Source organism: Umboniibacter marinipuniceus, from assembly GCF_003688415.1.
GTDB lineage: Bacteria > Pseudomonadota > Gammaproteobacteria > Pseudomonadales > DSM-25080 > Umboniibacter > Umboniibacter marinipuniceus.
In genome coordinates this window covers 200,442-220,069 of the sequence record NZ_REFJ01000003.1, presented here as the reverse complement: position 1 = coordinate 220,069, position 19,628 = coordinate 200,442, and the positions used below count along the sequence as shown (strand labels likewise).

Genomic DNA, 19,628 nt, shown 5'->3' with positions numbered 1-19,628 from the left:
AGTTTTATATGTCTCGAAAGTACTTTGGCACCGATGGTGTTCGTGGTCGCGTCGGCCAATTCCCAATTACTCCTGAATTTGTCATGAAGTTAGGCTGGGCTGCAGGAAAGGTTTTTATGCAGCAGCGCGGTGATCGCCGTCCCCTCATTTTGATTGGCAAGGACACACGCTCGTCGGGCTATATGTTTGAGTCGGCACTTGAATCAGGTTTGATCGCGGCGGGGGTTGATGTCGGTCTACTTGGGCCTATGCCTACGCCGGCGATTGCCTACCTTACAGAGACCTTTAATGCCATGGCTGGTATCGTAATTAGTGCCTCCCATAACCCACACTATGACAACGGTATTAAATTCTTCTCCAGTGTTGGTCAGAAACTCCCCGATGAGGTTGAGTCTGCCATCGAGCGGATGATTGATGAGGAGATGACAGTTGTTGACTCTGCAGACCTTGGTAGGGCCTCGCATGTCACCGATGCGGGTGGTCGCTACGTTGAGTTTGCGAAGTTTACCGCCCCAAGAAACTTCTCCTTGCAAGGAATGAAGATTGTTGTCGACTGTGCCCACGGAGCGGCCTATCAGGTCGCGCCGAAGGTGCTGCTAGAGTTGGGAGCGGAAGTGATTACCATTGGTGCGAAGCCTGATGGTCGTAATATCAATGAGGCTGTTGGGTCAACCTCACCTGAGGCAATTCGCGCTAAGGTGATTGAGGAATCTGCCGATCTCGGGATTGCGCTTGATGGTGATGCAGATAGATTGGTTATGGTTGATCAGCATGGCGAGCTACTTGATGGTGATGACATTCTCTACTTATTGGCGCGCTACAATTACGAGCGTGGATTAGCCTGTGACGGTGTCGTGGGTACGCTGATGTCGAATATGGGGCTAGAAATTGCGGTTAAGAAGATGGGAATGGGCTTTGTTCGTACCAAAGTTGGCGACCGCTATGTCATCGAGGCAATGAAGGCAAATAACTGGCCTATTGGCGGTGAGTCATCGGGGCATATCATTTGCTCTAATGTGCAAAGTACTGGCGATGGCCTCGTTGCTGCGCTTCAGGTTTTAGTTGCGATTCGCTCGCTGGAGATGACCCTCGCCGATGCAAAAGCTGGTATGACTCGTTATCCCCAGAGAATGATTAACGTCTCGGTGGAGCGAATTGCAGCGTTGGATTCCACGAAGTCGATTTGGGATGCTGTATCCGCAAGCGAGGCGGCCTTAGGTGAGCGTGGGAGGGTTTTGTTGCGTCCCTCCGGCACTGAACCGCTTATTCGTGTGATGGTGGAAGCTGAGACCCAGGATTTGGTAGACGAGCACGTAGAGGTCTTGGCTGATGTTGTTCGCGCATCCCTGAGCTAAGTTGTTGAAAAGTTTAAAAAATTCTTGTCAGTCCTGGTGCGCTGTTATAAGATTCGCGCCACTGACTGATTCATCGGAGATGGATGGTTATGAGAGTTAACTACGTACTTGGAAATTGGAAGCTTAACAACCAGCGTAAGGATATTGACGATTGGTTGGAGGTCTTCAAACATACCGCTAAAGCGGGTGTCAGAGTAGGTGTTTCTCCAACGCTTGGTTACTTGGATTATATGAGTGGCAAGTGTGAAGGTCTTATGGTTGGCGCTCAAAACGTGAGTGAATTCGACCAGGGAGCATTCACTGGAGAGGTCTCGGCAGCAATGCTGAGTGACTTGGGTGTAAGCTTTTGCTTGGTAGGGCACTCCGAGCGTCGTCAATTTTTTCAGGAAACAAATGAAAAAGTTGCCGATAAGGTGAAAGGCCTATTGTCTCACGAGATAATTCCTGTAATATGCTGCGGCGAATCTCAGGTAGAGTACGAAACTGGTCAGGCGAAGGAAGTTATTGGTGCTCAGTTAAGCGCAGTGTTCAGTCGTTTGGAAGTGAGTCAGTTGTCAAAGGTGGTGGTAGCGTACGAGCCTGTTTGGGCTATTGGTACCGGATTGACAGCTACCCCAGAGGTAGCGCAAGAGATACATCAGTTTATACGTCAGTTTGCCGGTGATTTTTTTGGTTCGGTAGCGGCGCAGAGTCTGTCCATCTTGTACGGTGGCAGCGTTAATGAACAAAGTGCGGCGGAGCTGTTTGCTCAGCCTGATATTGATGGTGGTTTGGTTGGCGGAGCATCGCTGAAACCCACATCATTTATGCAGATTATTGAGGCGTTAAGCTAAATGGAACAAGTGTTAATCATAGTTTTTGTTGTTGTAATTGTAGCGCTTGTCGCTTTAATTATGCTTCAGCAAGGTCGTGGTGCGGATGCAGGTGCTTCATTTGGCGCTGGTGCATCACAGACAGTATTTGGTAGTTCGGGTTCAGGTAACTTCCTGACGCGTACTACAACAATTTTAGCATTCGTTTTCTTTGCGGTAAGTCTTTCGTTGGCTTATATCGCAAAGGAGAAGAGTCAAGTTCAGAACTCAGTGGTTCCTGAAATTCAGGAAGTTCCGAGCGCTGACACTGATGTGCCGGTAATGGCTGATGATTCGTCGGAAGATGAAGCGCCAGAGGTCCCTCAGTAGTAGTAAATTAGCCGAAGTGGTGGAATTGGTAGACACGCTATCTTGAGGGGGTAGTGAGCTATGCTCGTGCGGGTTCAAGTCCCGCCTTCGGCACCATATAAAAAAACCAGTTTGATGCGGGATGGAGCAGTCTGGTAGCTCGTCGGGCTCATAACCCGAAGGTCGTTGGTTCGAATCCAGCTCCCGCTACCAATTTTAAGATGGTAGTTTTAGATAGAGTGCCCGGTCGGGCTCAGCTTTCAATCGGCGCAGCCGCTGAAGGTCGATGGTGATAATCCAGCTCCCGCTACCAATTTTAAGACGGTAGTTTTAGATAGAGTGCCCGGTCGGGCTCAGCTTTCAACCGGCGCAGCCGCTGAAGGTCGGTGGTGATAAGCCAGTTCTTAGTGTTAATTTCTCTCTTCCTTTCTTGTTGAAGGCTGTGTTAGTAGCTTGGTTTGAGCGTGCGGAAGAAGAAGTAAGATCCTGCCTTAGTTTAAGGTGTTGGTTCTAAAATCCGAAAGGATTAATGTTTTTGATGCGGGATGGAGCAGTCTGGTAGCTCGTCGGGCTCATAACCCGAAGGTCGTTGGTTCGAATCCAGCTCCCGCTACCAATTTTAAGATGGTAGTTTTAGATAGAGTGCCCGGTCGGGCTCAGCTTTCAATCGGCGCAGCCGCTGAAGGTCGATGGTGTTAAGCCAGCTCCCGCTACCAATTTTAAGATGGTAGTTTTAGATAGAGTGCCCGGTCGGGCTCAGCTTTCAATCGGCGCAGCCGCTGAAGGTCGATGGTGTTAAGCCAGCTATCAATGAAGAATTTAACCTCGGTTGAGGTTCGTTGTGAAAGTCCGAAAGGATTAATGTTTTTGATGCGGGATGGAGCAGTCTGGTAGCTCGTCGGGCTCATAACCCGAAGGTCGTTGGTTCGAATCCAGCTCCCGCTACCAATTTTAAGATGGTAGTTTTTAGATAGAGTGCCTGGTCGGGCTCAGCTTTCAACCGGCGCAGCCGCTGAAGGTCGATGGTGATAAGCCAGCTCCTGCTACCAATTTTAAGATGGTGGTTTTAGATAGAGTGCCCGGTCGGGCTCAGCTTTCAACCGGCGCAGCCGCTGAAGGTCGATGGTGATAAGCCAGCTCCTGCTACTATTGGTGGTTCGTTTCTCGGCTCACGAAGTGAATGTGAGTCGATGCCTCACTTAGTTATACATTGGCATGTTTCTTAGAGCTTGAGTCAATGTAGGGACTAAACGTCGTTTTGATTAGCGTTATAGGTGTGTTAGGGGTTCCTCTGGGTTGACTAGTGGAGCTAATCGCTTATAATTTGCACCAGTTTGATGCGGGATGGAGCAGTCTGGTAGCTCGTCGGGCTCATAACCCGAAGGTCGTTGGTTCGAATCCAGCTCCCGCTACCAATTTTAAGATGGTAGTTTTTTAGATAGAGTGCCCGGTCGGGCTCAGCTTTCAACCGGCGCAGCCGCTGAAGGTCGATGGTGATAAACCAGCTCCCGCTACCAATTTTAAGATGGTAGTTGTTTAGATAGAGTGCCCGGTCGGGCTCAGCTTTCAACCGGCGCAGCCGCTGAAGGTCGATGGTGATAAGCCAGCTCCCGCTACCAATTTTAAGATGGTAGATGTTTTTAAGTAAGGTCACCTTTAGATTGGTTTCTAGAGGATCGAAGGACGATGACCTTAGCCTTTCGTATGAAAGCGCATTGATCTCTTGAGTTTTAAGAGATGACAGTTAGGTGAAGCTTATGCCAATTGTGTGCGCACAAAGGCTAACGTTGATCACCCTACGATGGCCCCTTTTTAGGGGCTTTTTGCTACTTGGACGTTACAAAGAAGTTTGAGTAGGGATGGGTTTAGATCCCATTTTTTGGTTAATTTTGAGGTTTATAATGGCAGGAACAAAAGCGGATAAGTTAGAGGCTTTGCTGGCACCAGTAGTGGAAGCCCTTGGCTGCGAACTTTGGACGTTGGAGTATTTATCAAAGGGCAAGGACGTCACGCTTCGCCTCTATATTGATCGTCCTGAGGTTGGGGTGAGCTTAGAGGATTGTGAGCGCGTAAGCCGTCAGGTCTCTTCGGTGATGGATGTTGAAGATCCAATAAGCGGTGAGTACACGCTCGAGGTGTCATCGCCTGGTTTGGATCGCCCGTTAGTTAAGTTATCGCACTACCAAGGTAGTGTTGGCGAAAAGATTAAACTACAGCTGCGTATGGCCTTTGAAGGTCGACGTAAGTATCAAGGAATAATTGTCGGTATCGAAGGCGATGAGGTTGTACTTCACGTAGATGGGGAAGAATTAGTCTTCCCAATTGAATCGATCGAAAAGGCTAAGGTCATTCCTACTTTTAATAATTAATTTTTAGATTATCGTTTTTAAGGGCGCGAATATGAATAAAGAAATTCTGTTAGTTGCGGAAGCTGTATCAAATGAGAAGGGTGTACCTCAGTCGCTTATTTTCGAAGCTATTGAGACCGCGCTTGCGACAGCTACAAAAAAGCGTTACGAAGAAGAATCAGACATTCGAGTAGTGATTGACCGTGAGTCAGGTGACTATGAGTCGTTTCGTCGTTGGGAAGTGGTCGCCGATGATGTCCTAGCAATTCTAGGTACTCAGCTAACCACTGAAGAAGCAGCGGAAGTAAACCCAGAGCTCAAGATTGGCGACTTCCATGAAGAGCAGGTCGAGAATATCAACTTTGGCCGTATTGCTGCGCAAACTGCAAAGCAAGTTATCGTGCAAAAGGTTCGTGAAGCTGAGCGTCAGCAAATTGCTGATGCGTATCGCCTGAGAATTGGTGAAGTGTTAAGTGGCTCGGTTAAGACCGTTAACCGTGAGTGGATCAAGGTTGATTTGGGTGCTAATGCCGAGGCTATTTTACCTCGCGAGAACTTAATCCCTCGTGAAATATTCCGCATGAATGATCGTGTCCGCGCTGTACTCCAGGAAGTTCGCGACGATGGCAAAGGCCCACAGCTTATCCTTAGCCGTGCGTCGAATGAAATGTTGATCGAGTTGTTTAAGATCGAGGTTCCGGAAATCTCTGAACAGGTTATCGAGATTCGTGGAGCAGCTCGAGACGCAGGTTCACGCGCTAAGATTGCGGTTAAGACTAACGATGGTCGTATTGACCCAGTAGGTGCTTGTGTTGGTATGCGCGGGTCGCGCGTTCAGGCGGTATCTGGTGAGCTTCAGAACGAGCGTGTAGATATCATCCTTTGGGACGATAACCCAGCTCAGCTCGTGATCAACGCAATGGCTCCAGCGGAAGTTGAGTCAATTGTCGTTGATGAAGATGCGCATTCAATGGACGTAGCGGTGGATGCCGAGAACCTGGCTCAGGCCATTGGTCGTTCGGGTCAGAACGTTCGATTAGCGAGTGAATTGACTGGATGGCGTATTAACGTTCTATCTGTTGAGGACTTTGCTGAACGCCAGCAAGCAGAAGTGGGTCAATTCGTTAATCTCTTTATTGAGCATTTAGATGTTGATGAATCGTTGGCGGAAGTATTGGCTGACGAAGGATTCACTAGTTTGGACGAAATTGCCTACGTGCCGATGGAAGAAATGCTGTCTATCGAAGGTTTTGACGAAGAGATGGTTACCGAGCTTCGCACCCGTGCTAAAGATGCATTGCTAACATTAGAGCTTGCTTCTGAAGAGCGTCTTGAGAAAGCCGAACCAGCAAAAGATCTGTTAGAGATGGATGGCATGGACCGTCATTTAGCGTTCGTACTAGCGAGCCGCGGCATCATCACTATGGACGATCTAGCAGAGCAAGCCGTTGATGACATTAGTGACATTGACGAACTCGATGAGGAGCGCGCAGCCGCACTTATCATGACAGCCCGTGCGCCTTGGTTCGAGTAATACCAAAGAGCGTCGCGAATACGAAACACGGGGAGAAATTACATGGCTGATGTAACAGTTAAAGATTTAGCAGAACAAATTGGTACAACTCAAAGCAAACTCATTGAACAAATGAAGGATGCAGGGTTGAAAACGCGCAAAGGCGACAGTTTGGTCTCCGCTGAAGAGAAGCAGACCCTTTTGAATCACCTAAAGGCGTCTCATGGTGAATCAACGGATGCGCCGAAGAAGATTACCTTAAAGCGTAAAACTACCACCACGTTAAAAGCAGGTGGACGCAAAACTGTAGCCGTCGAAGTTCGTAAGAAACGCACTTTTGTAAAGCGCAGTCCAGAAGAAATTGCGGCGGACGAAGCTGAAGCGGCAGCCGCTGAAAAAGCAGCGGCAGAAGCACAAGCTAAGGAAGCAGCAGAAGCGGCAGCTGCGGCTAAAGCGGCTGAGGAAGCTGCAGCGGCAGAGGCGAAAGCGGCAGAAGCGAAAGCGGCTCAAGCGAACGTTGAGAATGCGGAAGCTGAAAAGGCGGCGGCTGCCGAGGCTGCGCGTCTTGAAGAAGAGCGTAAAGCAGCGGAAGTTCAAGCTCGTGCTGCGGCAGAAGCTGCCTTGAAGGAAGCTGAAGCCAAGAAAGCACAGCCACAGCGTCGTGAGCGCGAAGCTGAAAAGCCAAAGGGTAAAAAGAAGCCGCTTGGTCGTGGTGAAAACTTCGATCGCCGCGGTGGCCGCAAGAAGCTTAAGGCGAAATCGAACGCCCGCGGCGGAGCACGTGCTGATAATCAACATGGCTTCCAAAAGCCGACAGAGAAGATTGTTCGTGAAGTAGAAGTTCCAGAGACCATTACGGTTGGTGAACTGGCTCAAGCTATGGCCGTTAAAGCGGGTGAAGTGATTAAGACACTGATGTCGTTGGGCTCAATGGCTACCATTAACCAGGCGCTAGACCAGGACACTGCAACCCTAGTGGTTGAAGAAATGGGTCACACGGTAAAGACTGTTTCTTCAAACCAAATGGAAGAAAGCTTGGTTGAGGACTTTGTTCAAACCGACGGTGAGGAATTAACTCGCGCGCCAGTTGTAACCGTCATGGGTCACGTTGACCATGGTAAGACTTCACTCCTTGATTACATCCGTAAAACGCATGTGACCACGGGCGAGGCAGGTGGTATTACCCAGCATATTGGTGCCTACCACGTTGATACTGGTCACGGAATGATTTCATTCCTGGATACCCCAGGACACGCTGCATTTACGGCAATGCGAGCCCGTGGTGCACAGGCTACTGATATCGTCATCTTGGCGGTAGCAGCTGACGATGGTGTAATGCCCCAGACTGAAGAGGCGGTTCAACACGCCAAGGCAGCCGGCGTACCACTTATCGTTGCGGTTAACAAAATGGATAAAGAAAGTGCCGATCCAGACCGTGTTAAGAACGAGTTAGCGGCAAAGGAAGTTATTCCAGAAGATTGGGGCGGTGATACTCAGTTCGTTGAAGTCTCTGCTCATACTGGTCAAGGTATCGATGAGCTACTTGAAGCCATCTTGCTTCAGGCAGAAGTTCTTGAGTTGAAGGCAGTCCATTCTGGTTCAGCACGTGGCGTGGTGATTGAATCTCGCCTAGATAAGGGGCGCGGTTCGGTATCAACCGTCCTTGTTCAGGCGGGTACGCTTGAAAAGGGGGATATCGTTCTTGCAGGTCATCAGTACGGACGAGTTCGTGCGATGTTGGATGAGAACGGTGAAACCGTTGCTAAGGCTGGTCCGTCTATTCCGGTAGAAATTCTAGGGCTTGATGGCACTCCAGCCGCAGGTGATGAGTTCTTAGTTGTGCCTAACGAGCGTCGTGCTCGTGAAGTGGCTCAGTCTCGTCATGACCGCGATCGTCACGATAAACTGGCTCGCCAGCAAGCAGCGAAGCTTGAAAACATGTTTACTAACATGGAAGAAGGCGATAAGAAGACCTTGTCGGTGGTTGTTAAAGCAGACGTTCGTGGCTCGCTTGAAGCGATCTTGGCGGCGCTTGCAGACCTTGGTAATGACGAAGTTCAGGTTCAGGTTGTCTCCAGTGGTGTGGGCGGTCTTACCGAGACTGACGTTAACCTAGCGGTGACATCGGGAGCGATTATGCTCGGCTTTAACGTTCGTGCTGACGCCACCGCGCGTCGTACTGCTGAGGCTGAGTCTATTGAGATTCGTTACTACAGTGTTATCTACAATCTTCTTGATGATCTTAAGGCTGCGTTAACGGGTATGTTGGCGCCTGAGCTTCGCGAGAATATCGTTGGTATCGCAGATGTACGTGAAGTATTCCGTTCGCCGAAGTTCGGCCAGGTTGCTGGTTGTATGGTGACAGAAGGCACAGTTTATCGTGCTAAGCCAATTCGCGTTCTTCGTGATAGCGTGGTGATCTTCGAGGGTGAATTGGAATCGCTTCGTCGTTTCAAAGATGACGCTCAGGAAGTTCGTAACGGAATGGAGTGCGGAATCGGCGTTAAGAACTATGATGTAAAAGTCGGTGACCAAATCGAAGTATTTGAAGTCCTCGAAATTCAACGTAGTCTTTAAAGAAAGGTTTTATGGCTAAAGAGTTTGCAAGAACAGATCGAGTCGGCGATTTCTTGAAGAAGGAATTGTCGCTTTTGATCCAGCGTGAAATGCGTGATCCACGAGTTGGTATGGTAAGTATTACTGACGTCGAAGTGACTCGCGATTTAAGTTACGCAAAGGTGTTTGTCACCTTTATGGGGGTTGAAGGCGAAGAGGCAATAGCTGAAGGTGTCAAAGTGCTTAACGGTGCAGCTGGCTACCTCCGCTCGCTCTTAAGTAAAACACATAGAATGCGTACAACCCCAAAGATTAAGTTCTTATATGACAAGAGTGTCTCACAGGGGTCATACCTTTCAGGATTGATTGATCGCGCGGTGTCAGATGACCGCCGCGACGACGAGGAGTAATTCGTGGCAAGAAGGCGTAGAAGACCATTTGGCCGTCGTTTAGATGGGATCTTGGTATTAAATAAAGGTATTGGTGATTCTTCCAATGATGCACTGCAGCGTGCGAAGCGAATTCTATTCGCCGCAAAGGCTGGTCACACAGGAAGCTTGGATCCGAAGGCAACTGGCGTATTGCCAATTTGTTTTGGCGAAGGCACTAAATTTACTCAGTTTCTACTGGACGCTGATAAAGAGTACAACGCTAGTATTAAATTCGGTGTTCGCACCGATACCGGTGACGTTGAGGGCGAAGAGCGTGATCACACACCAGCACCGGAGCTTACTGAAGCGGATGTCGTTGAAGTACTAAAGCGCTTCGAGGGCGAGCAGAAGCAGGTTCCGTCAATGTATTCAGCGCTTAAGCACAATGGCGTACCGCTCTACAAGCTAGCGCGTGAAGGTAAGACTGTCGAGCGTGAAGCTCGCGATATTACCTTGTTCCATATTGAGCTGAAATCATTTACTCCAGGCGAATACCCGGAGGCAGTGATCAATGTTCATTGTTCCAAGGGAACTTATATTCGTACCTTGGTTGAAGATATTGGTGAAGCGATTGGCTGTGGTGCACACGTTACCGCTCTACATCGTATTCAAGCGGGCCCGTTCCACGAAGATGATGCGCACACATTAGATCAACTCTCGGAAATGAGAGGTGAGAACCGCGCAGAAGTTTTGGATCATTTGTTGATTCCAATTGAAGCTGCAGTGGACCACCTACCTAAAGTTGTGTTGAATGAAGCAGCAGCTTATTATCTTCGTCAGGGTCAGCCCGTGCAAGATAATGCAATTTTACGTATCGCAGATGCGGGAGATTGGGTTAGAATTGCAGATGAATCTGGTAACTTCATGGGTATTGGTGAAGTTAACGAAGATGGCCTGTTGGCGCCAAGGCGCCTAGTGGCTGAATAACGCAGTAATGCGACTTTCCCGAAAGGGACGAACCTGTCTGTAAATATGCGCGGTCAGGCTTGATTTTACGGCATATTATGAGAGGAGTATGACTCATGGCACTAAGTGCACAAGAAAAAGCGGCTATCGTAGCCGATTACGCTCAGGGCGAAGGCGATACTGGTTCACCAGAAGTTCAGGTAGCTTTGTTGACGCATAACATCAACAAGCTTCAGGGCCACTTTAAAGGCAACAAGCAAGATCACCACAGCCGTCGTGGTCTTATCCGTATGGTAAATCAGCGTCGTAAGTTGCTTGATTACCTTAAGGGTAAAAATGTTGCTCGCTACGCCGACTTGATTAAGCGTCTAGGTTTACGTCGCTAAGTCACTTACAACCTCGGGCGCCTAGCGCCCGTTGTTGTTTTACAGATAAAGGAAAATAATGTGAATCCTGTAATTAAACAGTTTCAATACGGTAAACACCAAGTAACGCTTGAAACCGGCCGTTTGGCTCGTCAAGCTGATGGTGCCGTTTTAGTATCGATGGATGACACGGTTGTTTTATGTACGGTCGTTGGTGATAAGAACGCCAAAGAGGGCCAGAGCTTTTTCCCTCTATCCGTTCATTACATCGAGAAAACCTATGCCGCAGGTAAAATCCCAGGTGGCTTCCTTAAGCGTGAAGGTCGTCCGTCAGAGAAAGAAACCCTGACATCACGTTTGATTGATCGTCCAATTCGCCCGCTATTTCCGAATGGCTTTATGAATGAAGTGCAGGTTGTCTGTACTGTGATGTCAGCGGGTAAAGAAGTTGACTCAGATGTCGCGGCAATGATTGGTACTTCTGCTGCATTGGCTATCTCTGGTATTCCATTCGCTGGCCCAATTGGTTGTGCACGTGTTGGTTATTCAGAGAGCGAAGGCTACCTATTAAATCCTACTATCAGTGAGCTACCAGCTTCTGAACTTGACATGGTTGTTGCCGGTACCAAGGATGCAGTGCTAATGGTTGAGTCGGAGGCTAATGAGCTTCCTGAAGACATCATGCTTGGTGCGGTGCTTTACGGTCACCAGGAAATGCAGACAGTGATCAGCGCAATCAACGAATTGGCTAGCGAAACGGCTAAGCCAACTTGGGATTGGCAGGCCGCAGCAGTTAACGAACCGCTAGTTGCGGCTCTAGATCTCGCTTTCGGTGAGAAAGTTGCAGCCGCTTACCAGATTACGGTTAAGCAAGAGCGCTCAGGTACACTTTCAACCCTTCGTGATGAAGCGATTGCTACCTTGGCAACTGACGCGTCGGATTACGATGCAGCCGAAGTCTCATCTTACTTCGGTAAGCTAGAGAAGCGTATCGTCCGTCGTCGTATTCTTGCTGGTGAGCCGCGCATTGATGGTCGTGATACTACTACCGTTCGGGCACTTAAGAGCGAAGTGGCCGTAATGCCAAATGTACACGGTTCGTCAGTGTTCACTCGCGGTGAAACACAGGCTATCGTGGTAGCAACTTTGGGTTCACTTCGTGATTCTCAAATTGTTGATGCACTAACTGGTAGCTTCCGTGACTACTTCATGCTGCACTACAACTTCCCTCCTTACTCAGTAGGTGAAGCGGGTCGTATGGGTGGTGTCGGTCGTCGTGAAATCGGTCATGGTCGTCTTGCTCGCCGTGGTGTTGCTGCGGTTATGCCAAACATTGAAGAATTCCCATACACCATTCGTGTGGTTTCTGAGATCACCGAGTCAAATGGTTCGTCTTCAATGGCGTCAGTATGTGGTACTTCACTCGCAATGATGGACGCAGGTGTTCCGCTGAAGGCACCGGTAGCAGGTATTGCGATGGGTCTTGTGAAAGACGGCGAAGAAGTTGCCGTCCTAACTGATATCCTTGGTGATGAAGATCATCTTGGTGATATGGACTTTAAGGTAGCTGGTACAGAGCAGGGTATTACTGCATTGCAGATGGATATCAAGATTGAGGGTATTAACGAATCAATCATGGATACCGCGCTATCTCAAGCAAAGGACGCGCGTTTGCACATCCTTGAAGAGATGAATTCGGTGCTCGCAGCGTCTCGCTCTGATGTTGCCGAAACGGCTCCACGTTTCCACACCTTGAAGGTTCACACCGACAAGATTCGTGACGTGATTGGTAAGGGCGGTGCAACGATCCGTTCTATTACTGAGCAAACTGGCGCAGACGTCGATATTGAAGATGATGGTACTATCAGAATCTACGCAGCTAATGGCGAAGATCTACGTGCCGCTGTCAACATGATCGAAGGCATTACGGCTGAAGCTGAGATTGGTGCTACATACGAAGGTACGGTTCAGAAGATCGTAGACTTCGGTGCTTTTGTTAACTTCCTTCCGGGTAAAGATGGTCTAGTACACATCTCTCAGATTGCTCACGAGCGTGTTAACGCAGTGGGTGATTACCTCAATGAAGGTGACGTAGTTAAGGTGAAAGTACTTGATGTTGACCAACGCGGTCGCGTCAAGCTGTCTATCAAAGAGACTATTGAAGCACCTGCTCCAGAAGCTGATTCTGAGTCTAGTGAAGACTAAGCTCAATTAGCGATCAAAAAAACGAGGCCAATGGCCTCGTTTTTTTATGTCTGCAACTTGAGCATGACCGCGCCGCTACTAAACCGGTGTCGTCATGCTCGCAGAGCGCTCTCTATTGCGCTTATCGACGTTCAACCGCCATCGCGACACCTTGGCCACCACCAATGCATAACGTGGCAATACCGCGTTTTAATTGGGTCCGTTCTAGGTGGTGAAGTAATGTTACCAAAACTCGGCAGCCTGAAGCGCCAATGGGATGTCCCAGTGCAATCGCACCCCCCCCTATGTTCACCTTGTTGCTATCAAGCGCGAGCGATTGACTAACGCACAGTGCTTGAACGGCGAAGGCCTCATTCGCTTCAATCAGGTCAACCTCTGCCAATTCCCAGTTTGCCTTCTCGAGTACTTTTCGCGTTGCTGGTACTGGTCCGGTGCCCATAATCTCGGGTGCAACACCAGCGCTAGCATGCGCGCTAATATGGGCCAACACAGTAAGTCCTAACGACTTAGCCTTTGCTTCGCTCATGACCACCACAAACGCCGCGCCATCGTTGAGTGACGAGGCATTACCGGCAGTCACGGAACCATTCTTATCGAATGCTGGGCGAAGTCGGCTTAGCGAGTCAATGTTTGCCTCAGGCTTAATGCCATCGTCTTGGCTAACCTCAACAGTTGGACCCCGACGAGGAGTAACGCTAATAGGCGTGATTTCCTGCTTGAACCAGCCGGCTGCTTGAGCTGCTGCGGCCTTCTGGTGAGAAGCTACGGCAAATTCGTCCTGCGCCGTGCGGCTTAAATTTTGAGTAGGGTGAGCCGCAACAAGATTCTCCGCTGTGATACCCATATGATAGTCATTAAAGGCATCCCAAAGGCCGTCGTTAACCATGGTGTCAACGAGGTTCCAGTTGCCCATACGCTGACCCTTGCGACTGTTAGGTAATACATGCGGCGCATTACTCATGCTTTCTTGGCCACCGGCAATGATTATCTCGGCATCACCATTGTCAATGGCTTGAGCGGCTAGGGCGACAGCCTTTAGTCCAGAACCGCAGACCTTATTGATGGTTAGGCTAGCGCACTGCTGACTAAGACCCGCGGCAAGCGCAGTCTGACGGGCCGGGTTTTGGCCACAGCCGGCAGTAAGTACCTGACCGGCTATAAGTTCGTCAACCAGTTCCGGTGCTAGGTTGATACTGTTTAGGCAGTCCTTGACTACTTGCGTAGCAATTTCTACGGCACTTAGGCTAGCGAGCGATCCGCCAAACGAACCTACTGGACTCCGCTTTGCGGCGACAATTACTGCAGACATGATAATTTCCTCAATGTTTTTACCAAGTCTAACATAGCCATTGCTCATGGCGCAGGTTCCAAAGCACTAGACTTACGTACTATTATCGTTGCTCGTCAAAGCCTGAGTTTGACGTTACTATGCCCATCATTTAAAAATGACAGTCGTCCTGTGGATCAGAGTGATGAAGGAAGAGCCCTATGAGTGAAGCCGTAACCGTATACTATCTGGCCATAGAATCTGCGGATTTTGTGGCCGTATCAAGTCAGCCGGAAGGTTGTGAAATCAAGCAAAGCACCCAATCGGTGGGCGCTCTCAACGCCTTCTTCTACCGGTGGGTTGGCGCCGACTGGGGGTGGACAGATAAGTTAGAACTTACATCGGAACAGTGGCAGACACACGCTGAAGGCTGCGAGCTTTGGATTATCTATGATCGGGGCACACCGGCAGGTTATTTTGAGCTAGCCACAGAGAAGGGCGTAACGGATCTGCAATACTTTGGTCTAGCGCCGCACGCTGTTGGTCGTGGCTTGGGGAAATTTGCGCTGGAGTTTGCGATAGCGCAAGGTTTGCTTCGTAGCCCTAAACTCACCGTGAATACGTGTACATGGGATCACCCCGCTGCATTGCCAAACTATCTTGCGCGGGGTTTTAAGCCGCTCTACCAAGAGGTTGAGCAGCGCGAGTAACTTATTCGAAGCTGTGCTCTAGGCTTGGGAAAGCACCGCGTTTTACTTCGTCGACATAGTCTGCAAGCGCCGCCGGGATACTCGGGTTGTATTGCAGGTAATTCTTTGAAAACTTCGGCGACTTGGTAGAAATTCCCAACATGTCGTAGATTACCAATACTTGGGCGTCGGTATCGGAACCCGCACCGATGCCAATAACCGGAATACTAAGTTGTTCGCTGATGCGCTTAGCGAGCACGCTTGGAACACACTCTAGCACCATTAGATCAGCGCCAGCGGCCTCCAGAGCCATGGCATCTTCAATCATTGCCTGGGCAGAGTCTGCGTCGCGTCCCTGGACTTTGTAGCCACCTAACTTATTCACAGATTGAGGTGTTAGCCCTAAGTGAGCGCAGACGGGGATTCCACAGTCAGATAACGCTTTGATGGCCTCTGCTAACCAGCGGCCGCCTTCTAGTTTCACCATGTGCGCACCCGCCTGCATGAGTTTGGTGCTGTTCAGTAGCGCATCTTGGGGTGAGCTATAGGTCATGAAGGGAAGGTCACCAATAATTAAGGACGTGTCATTTCCGCGCTTCACGGCGTGAGTGTGATAGCAGACATCGTCGATGGTGACAGGGACCGTTGTATTGTGACCTTGGACAGTCATGCCAAGTGAATCACCAACGAGGATAACATCCACGCCAGCTTCAGCTAATAAGGTCGAAAACGAAGCATCGTAGGCAGCGACGACGGCAAATTTCTGTCGTTCTAATTTAAGCTTCTGTAAGGTTTGAATGGTTACTTTATTCATTGCATCTCTCGGCGTTAAATCGCCATCGGTATTGGGTTGTAGTAGTGGCGGCCATGTCGGTTCGCCAGCAAACACTGGAAAAACGCCTCGTACTCTTGATCGTCATCAAGATCAATCTCAGAGGCATTGATGATAAGTAAAGGCGACTGATCGTAGAAATGAAAGAAACGCGTGTAGGCATCGTTCATTTTATCCAGATAATCGTCGCTAATTAGGCGCTGGATTTGACGATGATTATCACGCAGCTGACGACGACTATGTTCAGTCGTGGTCTGTAAATAGATCACCAAATCCGGTTTAACCGAATCAATGGCCATCGACTCGTAAACCTGTTGATAAAGCTGATACTCGTGATCGGAAAGATTCACCGAGGCAAACAGCAGTTCTTTATTGATTAGGAAGTCCGAGACATAACGATTATCGAAGAGGCTTCCCTCTTTGACTTGGAGATTGATCTTATTTCGTGCGAATAAAAAGTGCAGCTGAGTAGCGAGTGCAAATTGCTTTGGATCACGATAGAAATCATTGAGGAATGGGTTGCTATTCGCCGTTTCTAATAGCTCCGTTGCCTTTAAACTCTCCGCGAGCCGACGTGCTAAGCGAGTTTTTCCGGCTCCGATGTTACCTTCAACAGCGATGAATAGCGGTTTTGACGTTACGGTAAAGGCGTCGTTAGTCACTACAGCAGTCCCCAAACGATTAGTCGATAGGGTTATCTTGCCACAAGCAAAGCTGGTCGTCAGTTAATTCTGCTGCAATATCAGCGACTTTTTTGTCATCAAGTGTCAGATCTGCGGCGACATCAGCCCAAGGTCGCATAACAAAAGAGCGCTCGGTACATCTGGGGTGGGGGATGGTTAGACGATCAGTTTCGATTTTCTGATTATCGAAGTAAAGAATATCGAGATCCAACGTTCTTGAGCCCCAGCGGATAAGTCGTTCGCGACCGTGATTGAGTTCAAGGGTTTGGAGGAAGTCTAACAGATCCACTGCGCTAAGTTTGGTCGCTAACTCGATAACCCCATTGAGGTAATCGCCTTGCTCTCCGGGGCCCACTGCCTTGGATCGATACCAAGGCGAGACGGACACCACTGTCACGGCGCTAGTAGCTCTTAGCGTGTTAATCGCCGACTCAACAATTGCAACTTGATCACCGAGATTACTGCCAAAGCTAATGAATGCCTGCATTGACTTAACTCTTTGGTTTAGGCTTTCCTGGGCGCTTTCTGCGACGAGGTCGCTTAGCCGCAGGCACTTTACTTGCTAAACTTGCACGTTCATCTGCATCCATTTGCTGGTACTTCGTCCACCAATAGCCCAAACCATCGCAGTCTTCACCGGCAGCCTCACGGATTAAGAGGAAGTCGTATGCCGCGCGGAAGCGACTTTGTTCTACCAACTTTTGCGCACGGCTTCCACCACGGTTAGGGAGTCGCCATTGCAGTTCCCAGATTTCTCGAATTTGCGCGGAGAATCGCTTGGGTACCGCAGTGATCCGAATTTGCTGCGAAAAGACCGCGTTGGCGGCTTCACGGATAGCATCGAAGATTGGCATACCCTTGGCAAGTTTTACGCGTTCGTTAAAGTCTGGCCAGAGTAACGCAGCATATAAGAAAGCTGGAGTGACAGGCCGCTCGGCACGAATTCGTTTGTCAGTATTGAGCATCGTTTGCTCAAGGAATTCGCGATAAATTGGATCTTCCAGGTATTGCGATGTATTCGGGAATAAGATCTCGAAGAGACGATACTGGTGTAATAAGTTCAGTGTTGCGAGCGCTTGCCCGGACATGAACAACTTGTTCACTTCGTCAAACAGTCTTGCTGGGGCAATGTCTGCTAGTAAGTGGCGACAGTCGTAGATGGCAGCGGCCGTGGACTTCTCAATTTCGAAGCCAAGTTTGGCGGCGAAACGAACAGCACGAAGCATCCGCACTGGATCTTCACGATATCGTGTTTCAGGATCGCCAATCATTCGCACAATGCGATTATCTAAATCGTTGACACCACCTGTGAAGTCAAAAACACTAAAATCTTCAGTGGTGTAGTAGAGCGCGTTGATGGTGAAGTCACGACGGATAGCATCGTCCTCAATGTCACCAAAAACGTTGTCACGAAGCAATAGCCCAGAGTCCGATTGTTTGGAGGTGGACTGGTCACCGTCCGAATGGTGTCCTCGGAAAGTAGTTACCTCAATGATCTCGGGGCCAAAACGTACATGAACGATACGGAATCGGCGACCGATAATACGTGAATTGCGAAAGAGTTTTCGGACTTCTTCGGGCGTGGCATCGGTGGCAATGTCAAAGTCTTTCGGGCGCTTTCCTAGAAGTAGGTCGCGAACGCCACCACCTACTAAATAGGCAGCGTAATTTGCGCCGTGGAGGCGGCTCATTACCTTTAGCGCATTTCGACTAATGTGCTTGCGAGAGATGATGTGTTCGTCTCGGGAATAGGCAACCGGCTCATGCGGTTTCGACGGGCGGACTTTGTTTAACAACCAATTTAGCATAGATGTAGATTTTGACTCATTACAATAATGGGCAGGAGTCTACCACAGTTTCGTGGTAGAGAAACAAAATGCGCAAAAACTGATCGTTTTAGCTGACCGGTTGGACGGATGAACGCTTCCTAGGAATTCCCAAACGCTGCCGGCGCTCCCACAAACACTTACGCGATACCCCTAGTCGACGGGCAAGTTCGGTTTCCGACATCGCGTCTTGGTTTTCTAACACGAAGCGTTGAAAGTATTCTTCGAGATCGGTGCCAGCCTCAGCCGACTCAACAAGCTGACTTGGTGCTCTGCTTGGGCTAGTGGCGTTGACGCTGATTTCGTCGATGACTTCAGGGCTCTGCTCGGTCTCAATTCCAAGATCGTCAGCCTCGATTGCGTTGCCGGGGTCTGAGAGAATAACGCCGCGTTGAACCGCGTTCTCTAGTTCCCTAACATTTCCAGGCCACGAGTACCGAGATATAGCTTGCTCTGCCTCTAAGGAAAAGTTGGTAGCAGGGCGATCGAATTTCTCAAGATAGCGACCTAGAAGACTATTGGCGATCTCCAGTTTATCTGCACCGCGATCGCGAAGTGCAGGAATGACGAGTTGAATAACGTTGAGGCGATAGTATAGATCCTCGCGAAACTCCCCGCTTTCAACCAGCCGTTTTAGGTTTCTATGTGTTGCCGCAACGATACGAACATCCACTAATTTGGGTTGAACCGAACCAATAGCTCGAACTTCACCTTCCTGAAGTACGCGAAGGAGCCTAGCCTGGGCGGCGAGCGGGAGCTCGCCAATCTCATCGAGGAATAAAGTACCCTGATGCGCAGCGGATACCAACCCCGCGCGAGCTGAATCAGCACCCGTAAACGCCCCTTTTTCATGACCGAATAGCTCTGCTTCAATCAAAGTATCGGGAATCGCAGCGCAGTTAACCGATACCAGAGCATTGTCAGCGCGACTGGAGTTTTGGTGAATAGCCTGAGCAATGAGTTCCTTACCCGTGCCCGTCTCACCATTCACCAGTACCGTAGCATCTGTGGCGGATACTTTATAAATCAGCTTAAACAACTTTTTCATTGGTGCCGATTGGCCAATGAGTTTGCCTATTGGTGATTGAGTAGAACTGGTGGATCCCGTTTGCTTGGCTTTGGGTTTAGCTTTGCAATTCTTTGCAACACTAGAAAGGAGGTCTTGATTACTGAACGGTTTGGCGATGTAGTCAGCCGCACCGGCTTTCAGCGCATCAACGGCAGTTTTCATACTGGCGTAGCTAGTCATGATAAGGACGGGAGTTTCAGTTGAAAAAGGTATTAGTTCAGTGCCTTCACCGCCTGGCATACGAAGATCACTGAGTACCAGGTCGTATTGGCCCAATTCGCCTTTGCTTAACGCATCGGCCACAGAGGTTGCTTCGGTAACCTGATAATTAGCCTTCAACAATAGGCGTTTTATAGAGCCGCGAATAATAGCTTCATCTTCAACAACTAAGATGTGGGGCATACAACTTCCGTCCGTTGACTA

The 19,628-nt window shown here is 49.3% G+C and carries 17 protein-coding genes and 5 tRNA genes; 16 read left to right on the top strand and 6 right to left on the bottom strand.

The window, feature by feature from the left end; genetic code table 11:
• Positions 1 to 8 precede the first annotated feature (8 nt).
• The 15 genes from glmM to pnp all read left to right on the top strand — a co-directional run bounded on the left by glmM (position 9) and on the right by pnp (position 12,839).
• Entirely contained in the window at positions 9 to 1,355 is a 1,347-nt protein-coding gene (glmM, locus tag DFR27_RS07230; RefSeq protein WP_121876781.1) for a phosphoglucosamine mutase, read from the top strand.
• Positions 1,356 to 1,444: 89 nt separating this feature from the next.
• Positions 1,445 to 2,188 carry a triose-phosphate isomerase gene (tpiA, locus tag DFR27_RS07225; protein ID WP_170150811.1) on the top strand — a complete coding sequence of 248 codons (744 nt, stop codon included), beginning with the start codon at positions 1,445 to 1,447 and terminating at the stop codon, positions 2,186 to 2,188.
• Positions 2,189 to 2,536, top strand: coding sequence for a preprotein translocase subunit SecG (gene secG, locus DFR27_RS07220; RefSeq protein ID WP_121876779.1), 348 nt, complete (start codon positions 2,189 to 2,191; stop codon positions 2,534 to 2,536).
• 10 nt (positions 2,537 to 2,546) lie between these two features.
• Positions 2,547 to 2,632 (top strand) — tRNA-Leu (locus tag DFR27_RS07215).
• 19 nt (positions 2,633 to 2,651) lie between these two features.
• Positions 2,652 to 2,728: transfer RNA gene (locus DFR27_RS07210), tRNA-Met, on the top strand.
• 326 nt (positions 2,729 to 3,054) lie between these two features.
• Positions 3,055 to 3,131, top strand: a tRNA-Met gene (locus DFR27_RS07205).
• 255 nt (positions 3,132 to 3,386) lie between these two features.
• Positions 3,387 to 3,463 (top strand) — tRNA-Met (locus DFR27_RS07195).
• A 390-nt stretch (positions 3,464 to 3,853) separates the two neighbouring features.
• Positions 3,854 to 3,930 (top strand) — tRNA-Met (locus DFR27_RS07190).
• Positions 3,931 to 4,416: 486 nt separating this feature from the next.
• Positions 4,417 to 4,884 carry a ribosome maturation factor RimP gene (rimP, locus tag DFR27_RS07185; protein ID WP_121876987.1) on the top strand — a complete coding sequence of 156 codons (468 nt, stop codon included), beginning with the start codon at positions 4,417 to 4,419 and terminating at the stop codon, positions 4,882 to 4,884.
• A 31-nt stretch (positions 4,885 to 4,915) separates the two neighbouring features.
• The gene (nusA, locus tag DFR27_RS07180) at positions 4,916 to 6,397 is read left to right on the top strand and encodes a transcription termination factor NusA (RefSeq protein ID WP_121876777.1); all 1,482 of its coding nucleotides are present in this window, start codon (positions 4,916 to 4,918) and stop codon (positions 6,395 to 6,397) included.
• 42 nt (positions 6,398 to 6,439) lie between these two features.
• Positions 6,440 to 8,953 carry a translation initiation factor IF-2 gene (gene infB / locus DFR27_RS07175; protein WP_121876776.1) on the top strand — a complete coding sequence of 838 codons (2,514 nt, stop codon included), beginning with the start codon at positions 6,440 to 6,442 and terminating at the stop codon, positions 8,951 to 8,953.
• 11 nt (positions 8,954 to 8,964) lie between these two features.
• On the top strand, positions 8,965 to 9,342 hold the full coding sequence (gene rbfA / locus DFR27_RS07170; protein ID WP_121876775.1) for a 30S ribosome-binding factor RbfA: 378 nt from the start codon (positions 8,965 to 8,967) through the stop codon (positions 9,340 to 9,342).
• A 3-nt stretch (positions 9,343 to 9,345) separates the two neighbouring features.
• A complete protein-coding gene (truB, locus tag DFR27_RS07165; protein ID WP_121876774.1) occupies positions 9,346 to 10,290 on the top strand; it encodes a tRNA pseudouridine(55) synthase TruB in 945 nt (314 codons plus the stop codon).
• Positions 10,291 to 10,385: 95 nt separating this feature from the next.
• Positions 10,386 to 10,655 (top strand): 30S ribosomal protein S15, encoded by a 270-nt coding sequence (rpsO, locus tag DFR27_RS07160; RefSeq protein WP_121876773.1) that lies wholly within the window; start codon positions 10,386 to 10,388, stop codon positions 10,653 to 10,655.
• Positions 10,656 to 10,715: 60 nt separating this feature from the next.
• The gene (pnp, locus tag DFR27_RS07155; RefSeq protein WP_121876772.1) at positions 10,716 to 12,839 is read left to right on the top strand and encodes a polyribonucleotide nucleotidyltransferase; all 2,124 of its coding nucleotides are present in this window, start codon (positions 10,716 to 10,718) and stop codon (positions 12,837 to 12,839) included.
• Between the two features lie 121 nt (positions 12,840 to 12,960).
• Here the strand turns inward: pnp and DFR27_RS07150 are convergent, their stop codons facing one another.
• Positions 12,961 to 14,148 carry an acetyl-CoA C-acetyltransferase gene (locus DFR27_RS07150; RefSeq protein ID WP_121876986.1) on the bottom strand — a complete coding sequence of 396 codons (1,188 nt, stop codon included), beginning with the start codon at positions 14,146 to 14,148 and terminating at the stop codon, positions 12,961 to 12,963.
• Positions 14,149 to 14,327: 179 nt separating this feature from the next.
• Between DFR27_RS07150 and DFR27_RS07145 the strand changes: the two genes are divergently transcribed.
• A complete protein-coding gene (locus tag DFR27_RS07145) occupies positions 14,328 to 14,816 on the top strand; it encodes a GNAT family N-acetyltransferase (protein WP_121876771.1) in 489 nt (162 codons plus the stop codon).
• Between the two features lies 1 nt (position 14,817).
• Here the strand turns inward: DFR27_RS07145 and panB are convergent, their stop codons facing one another.
• The 5 genes from panB to DFR27_RS07120 form a co-directional block, all read right to left on the bottom strand.
• Positions 14,818 to 15,609 carry a 3-methyl-2-oxobutanoate hydroxymethyltransferase gene (gene panB / locus DFR27_RS07140; protein ID WP_121876770.1) on the bottom strand — a complete coding sequence of 264 codons (792 nt, stop codon included), beginning with the start codon at positions 15,607 to 15,609 and terminating at the stop codon, positions 14,818 to 14,820.
• A gap of 14 nt (positions 15,610 to 15,623) precedes the next feature.
• Positions 15,624 to 16,289: a deoxynucleoside kinase gene (locus DFR27_RS07135; protein WP_121876769.1), complete on the bottom strand. Its 666-nt coding sequence runs from the start codon at positions 16,287 to 16,289 to the stop codon at positions 15,624 to 15,626.
• 19 nt (positions 16,290 to 16,308) lie between these two features.
• Positions 16,309 to 16,797: a 2-amino-4-hydroxy-6-hydroxymethyldihydropteridine diphosphokinase gene (gene folK / locus DFR27_RS07130; protein ID WP_121876768.1), complete on the bottom strand. Its 489-nt coding sequence runs from the start codon at positions 16,795 to 16,797 to the stop codon at positions 16,309 to 16,311.
• Between the two features lie 4 nt (positions 16,798 to 16,801).
• Complete coding sequence (gene pcnB / locus DFR27_RS07125) at positions 16,802 to 18,118, bottom strand: polynucleotide adenylyltransferase PcnB (RefSeq protein WP_121876767.1); 1,317 nt, start codon at positions 18,116 to 18,118, stop codon at positions 16,802 to 16,804.
• Positions 18,119 to 18,206: 88 nt separating this feature from the next.
• Positions 18,207 to 19,607, bottom strand: coding sequence for a sigma-54-dependent transcriptional regulator (locus DFR27_RS07120; RefSeq protein ID WP_121876766.1), 1,401 nt, complete (start codon positions 19,605 to 19,607; stop codon positions 18,207 to 18,209).
• Positions 19,608 to 19,628 lie beyond the last annotated feature (21 nt).

What these genes read in the sequence shown, in the direction of transcription:
- infB (WP_121876776.1), top strand. Translation starts at nt 6,440, where the DNA reads ATGGCTGATGTAACAGTTAAAGATTTAGCAGAACAAATTGGTACAACT.
- nusA (WP_121876777.1), top strand. Translation starts at nt 4,916, where the DNA reads ATGAATAAAGAAATTCTGTTAGTTGCGGAAGCTGTATCAAATGAGAAG.
- DFR27_RS07150 (WP_121876986.1), bottom strand. Translation starts at nt 14,148, where the DNA reads ATGTCTGCAGTAATTGTCGCCGCAAAGCGGAGTCCAGTAGGTTCGTTT.
- rbfA (WP_121876775.1), top strand. Translation starts at nt 8,965, where the DNA reads ATGGCTAAAGAGTTTGCAAGAACAGATCGAGTCGGCGATTTCTTGAAG.
- DFR27_RS07120 (WP_121876766.1), bottom strand. Translation starts at nt 19,607, where the DNA reads ATGCCCCACATCTTAGTTGTTGAAGATGAAGCTATTATTCGCGGCTCT.
- glmM (WP_121876781.1), top strand. Translation starts at nt 9, where the DNA reads ATGTCTCGAAAGTACTTTGGCACCGATGGTGTTCGTGGTCGCGTCGGC.
- panB (WP_121876770.1), bottom strand. Translation starts at nt 15,609, where the DNA reads ATGAATAAAGTAACCATTCAAACCTTACAGAAGCTTAAATTAGAACGA.
- tpiA (WP_170150811.1), top strand. Translation starts at nt 1,445, where the DNA reads ATGAGAGTTAACTACGTACTTGGAAATTGGAAGCTTAACAACCAGCGT.
- secG (WP_121876779.1), top strand. Translation starts at nt 2,189, where the DNA reads ATGGAACAAGTGTTAATCATAGTTTTTGTTGTTGTAATTGTAGCGCTT.
- rimP (WP_121876987.1), top strand. Translation starts at nt 4,417, where the DNA reads ATGGCAGGAACAAAAGCGGATAAGTTAGAGGCTTTGCTGGCACCAGTA.
- folK (WP_121876768.1), bottom strand. Translation starts at nt 16,797, where the DNA reads ATGCAGGCATTCATTAGCTTTGGCAGTAATCTCGGTGATCAAGTTGCA.
- rpsO (WP_121876773.1), top strand. Translation starts at nt 10,386, where the DNA reads ATGGCACTAAGTGCACAAGAAAAAGCGGCTATCGTAGCCGATTACGCT.
- pcnB (WP_121876767.1), bottom strand. Translation starts at nt 18,118, where the DNA reads ATGCTAAATTGGTTGTTAAACAAAGTCCGCCCGTCGAAACCGCATGAG.
- DFR27_RS07145 (WP_121876771.1), top strand. Translation starts at nt 14,328, where the DNA reads ATGAGTGAAGCCGTAACCGTATACTATCTGGCCATAGAATCTGCGGAT.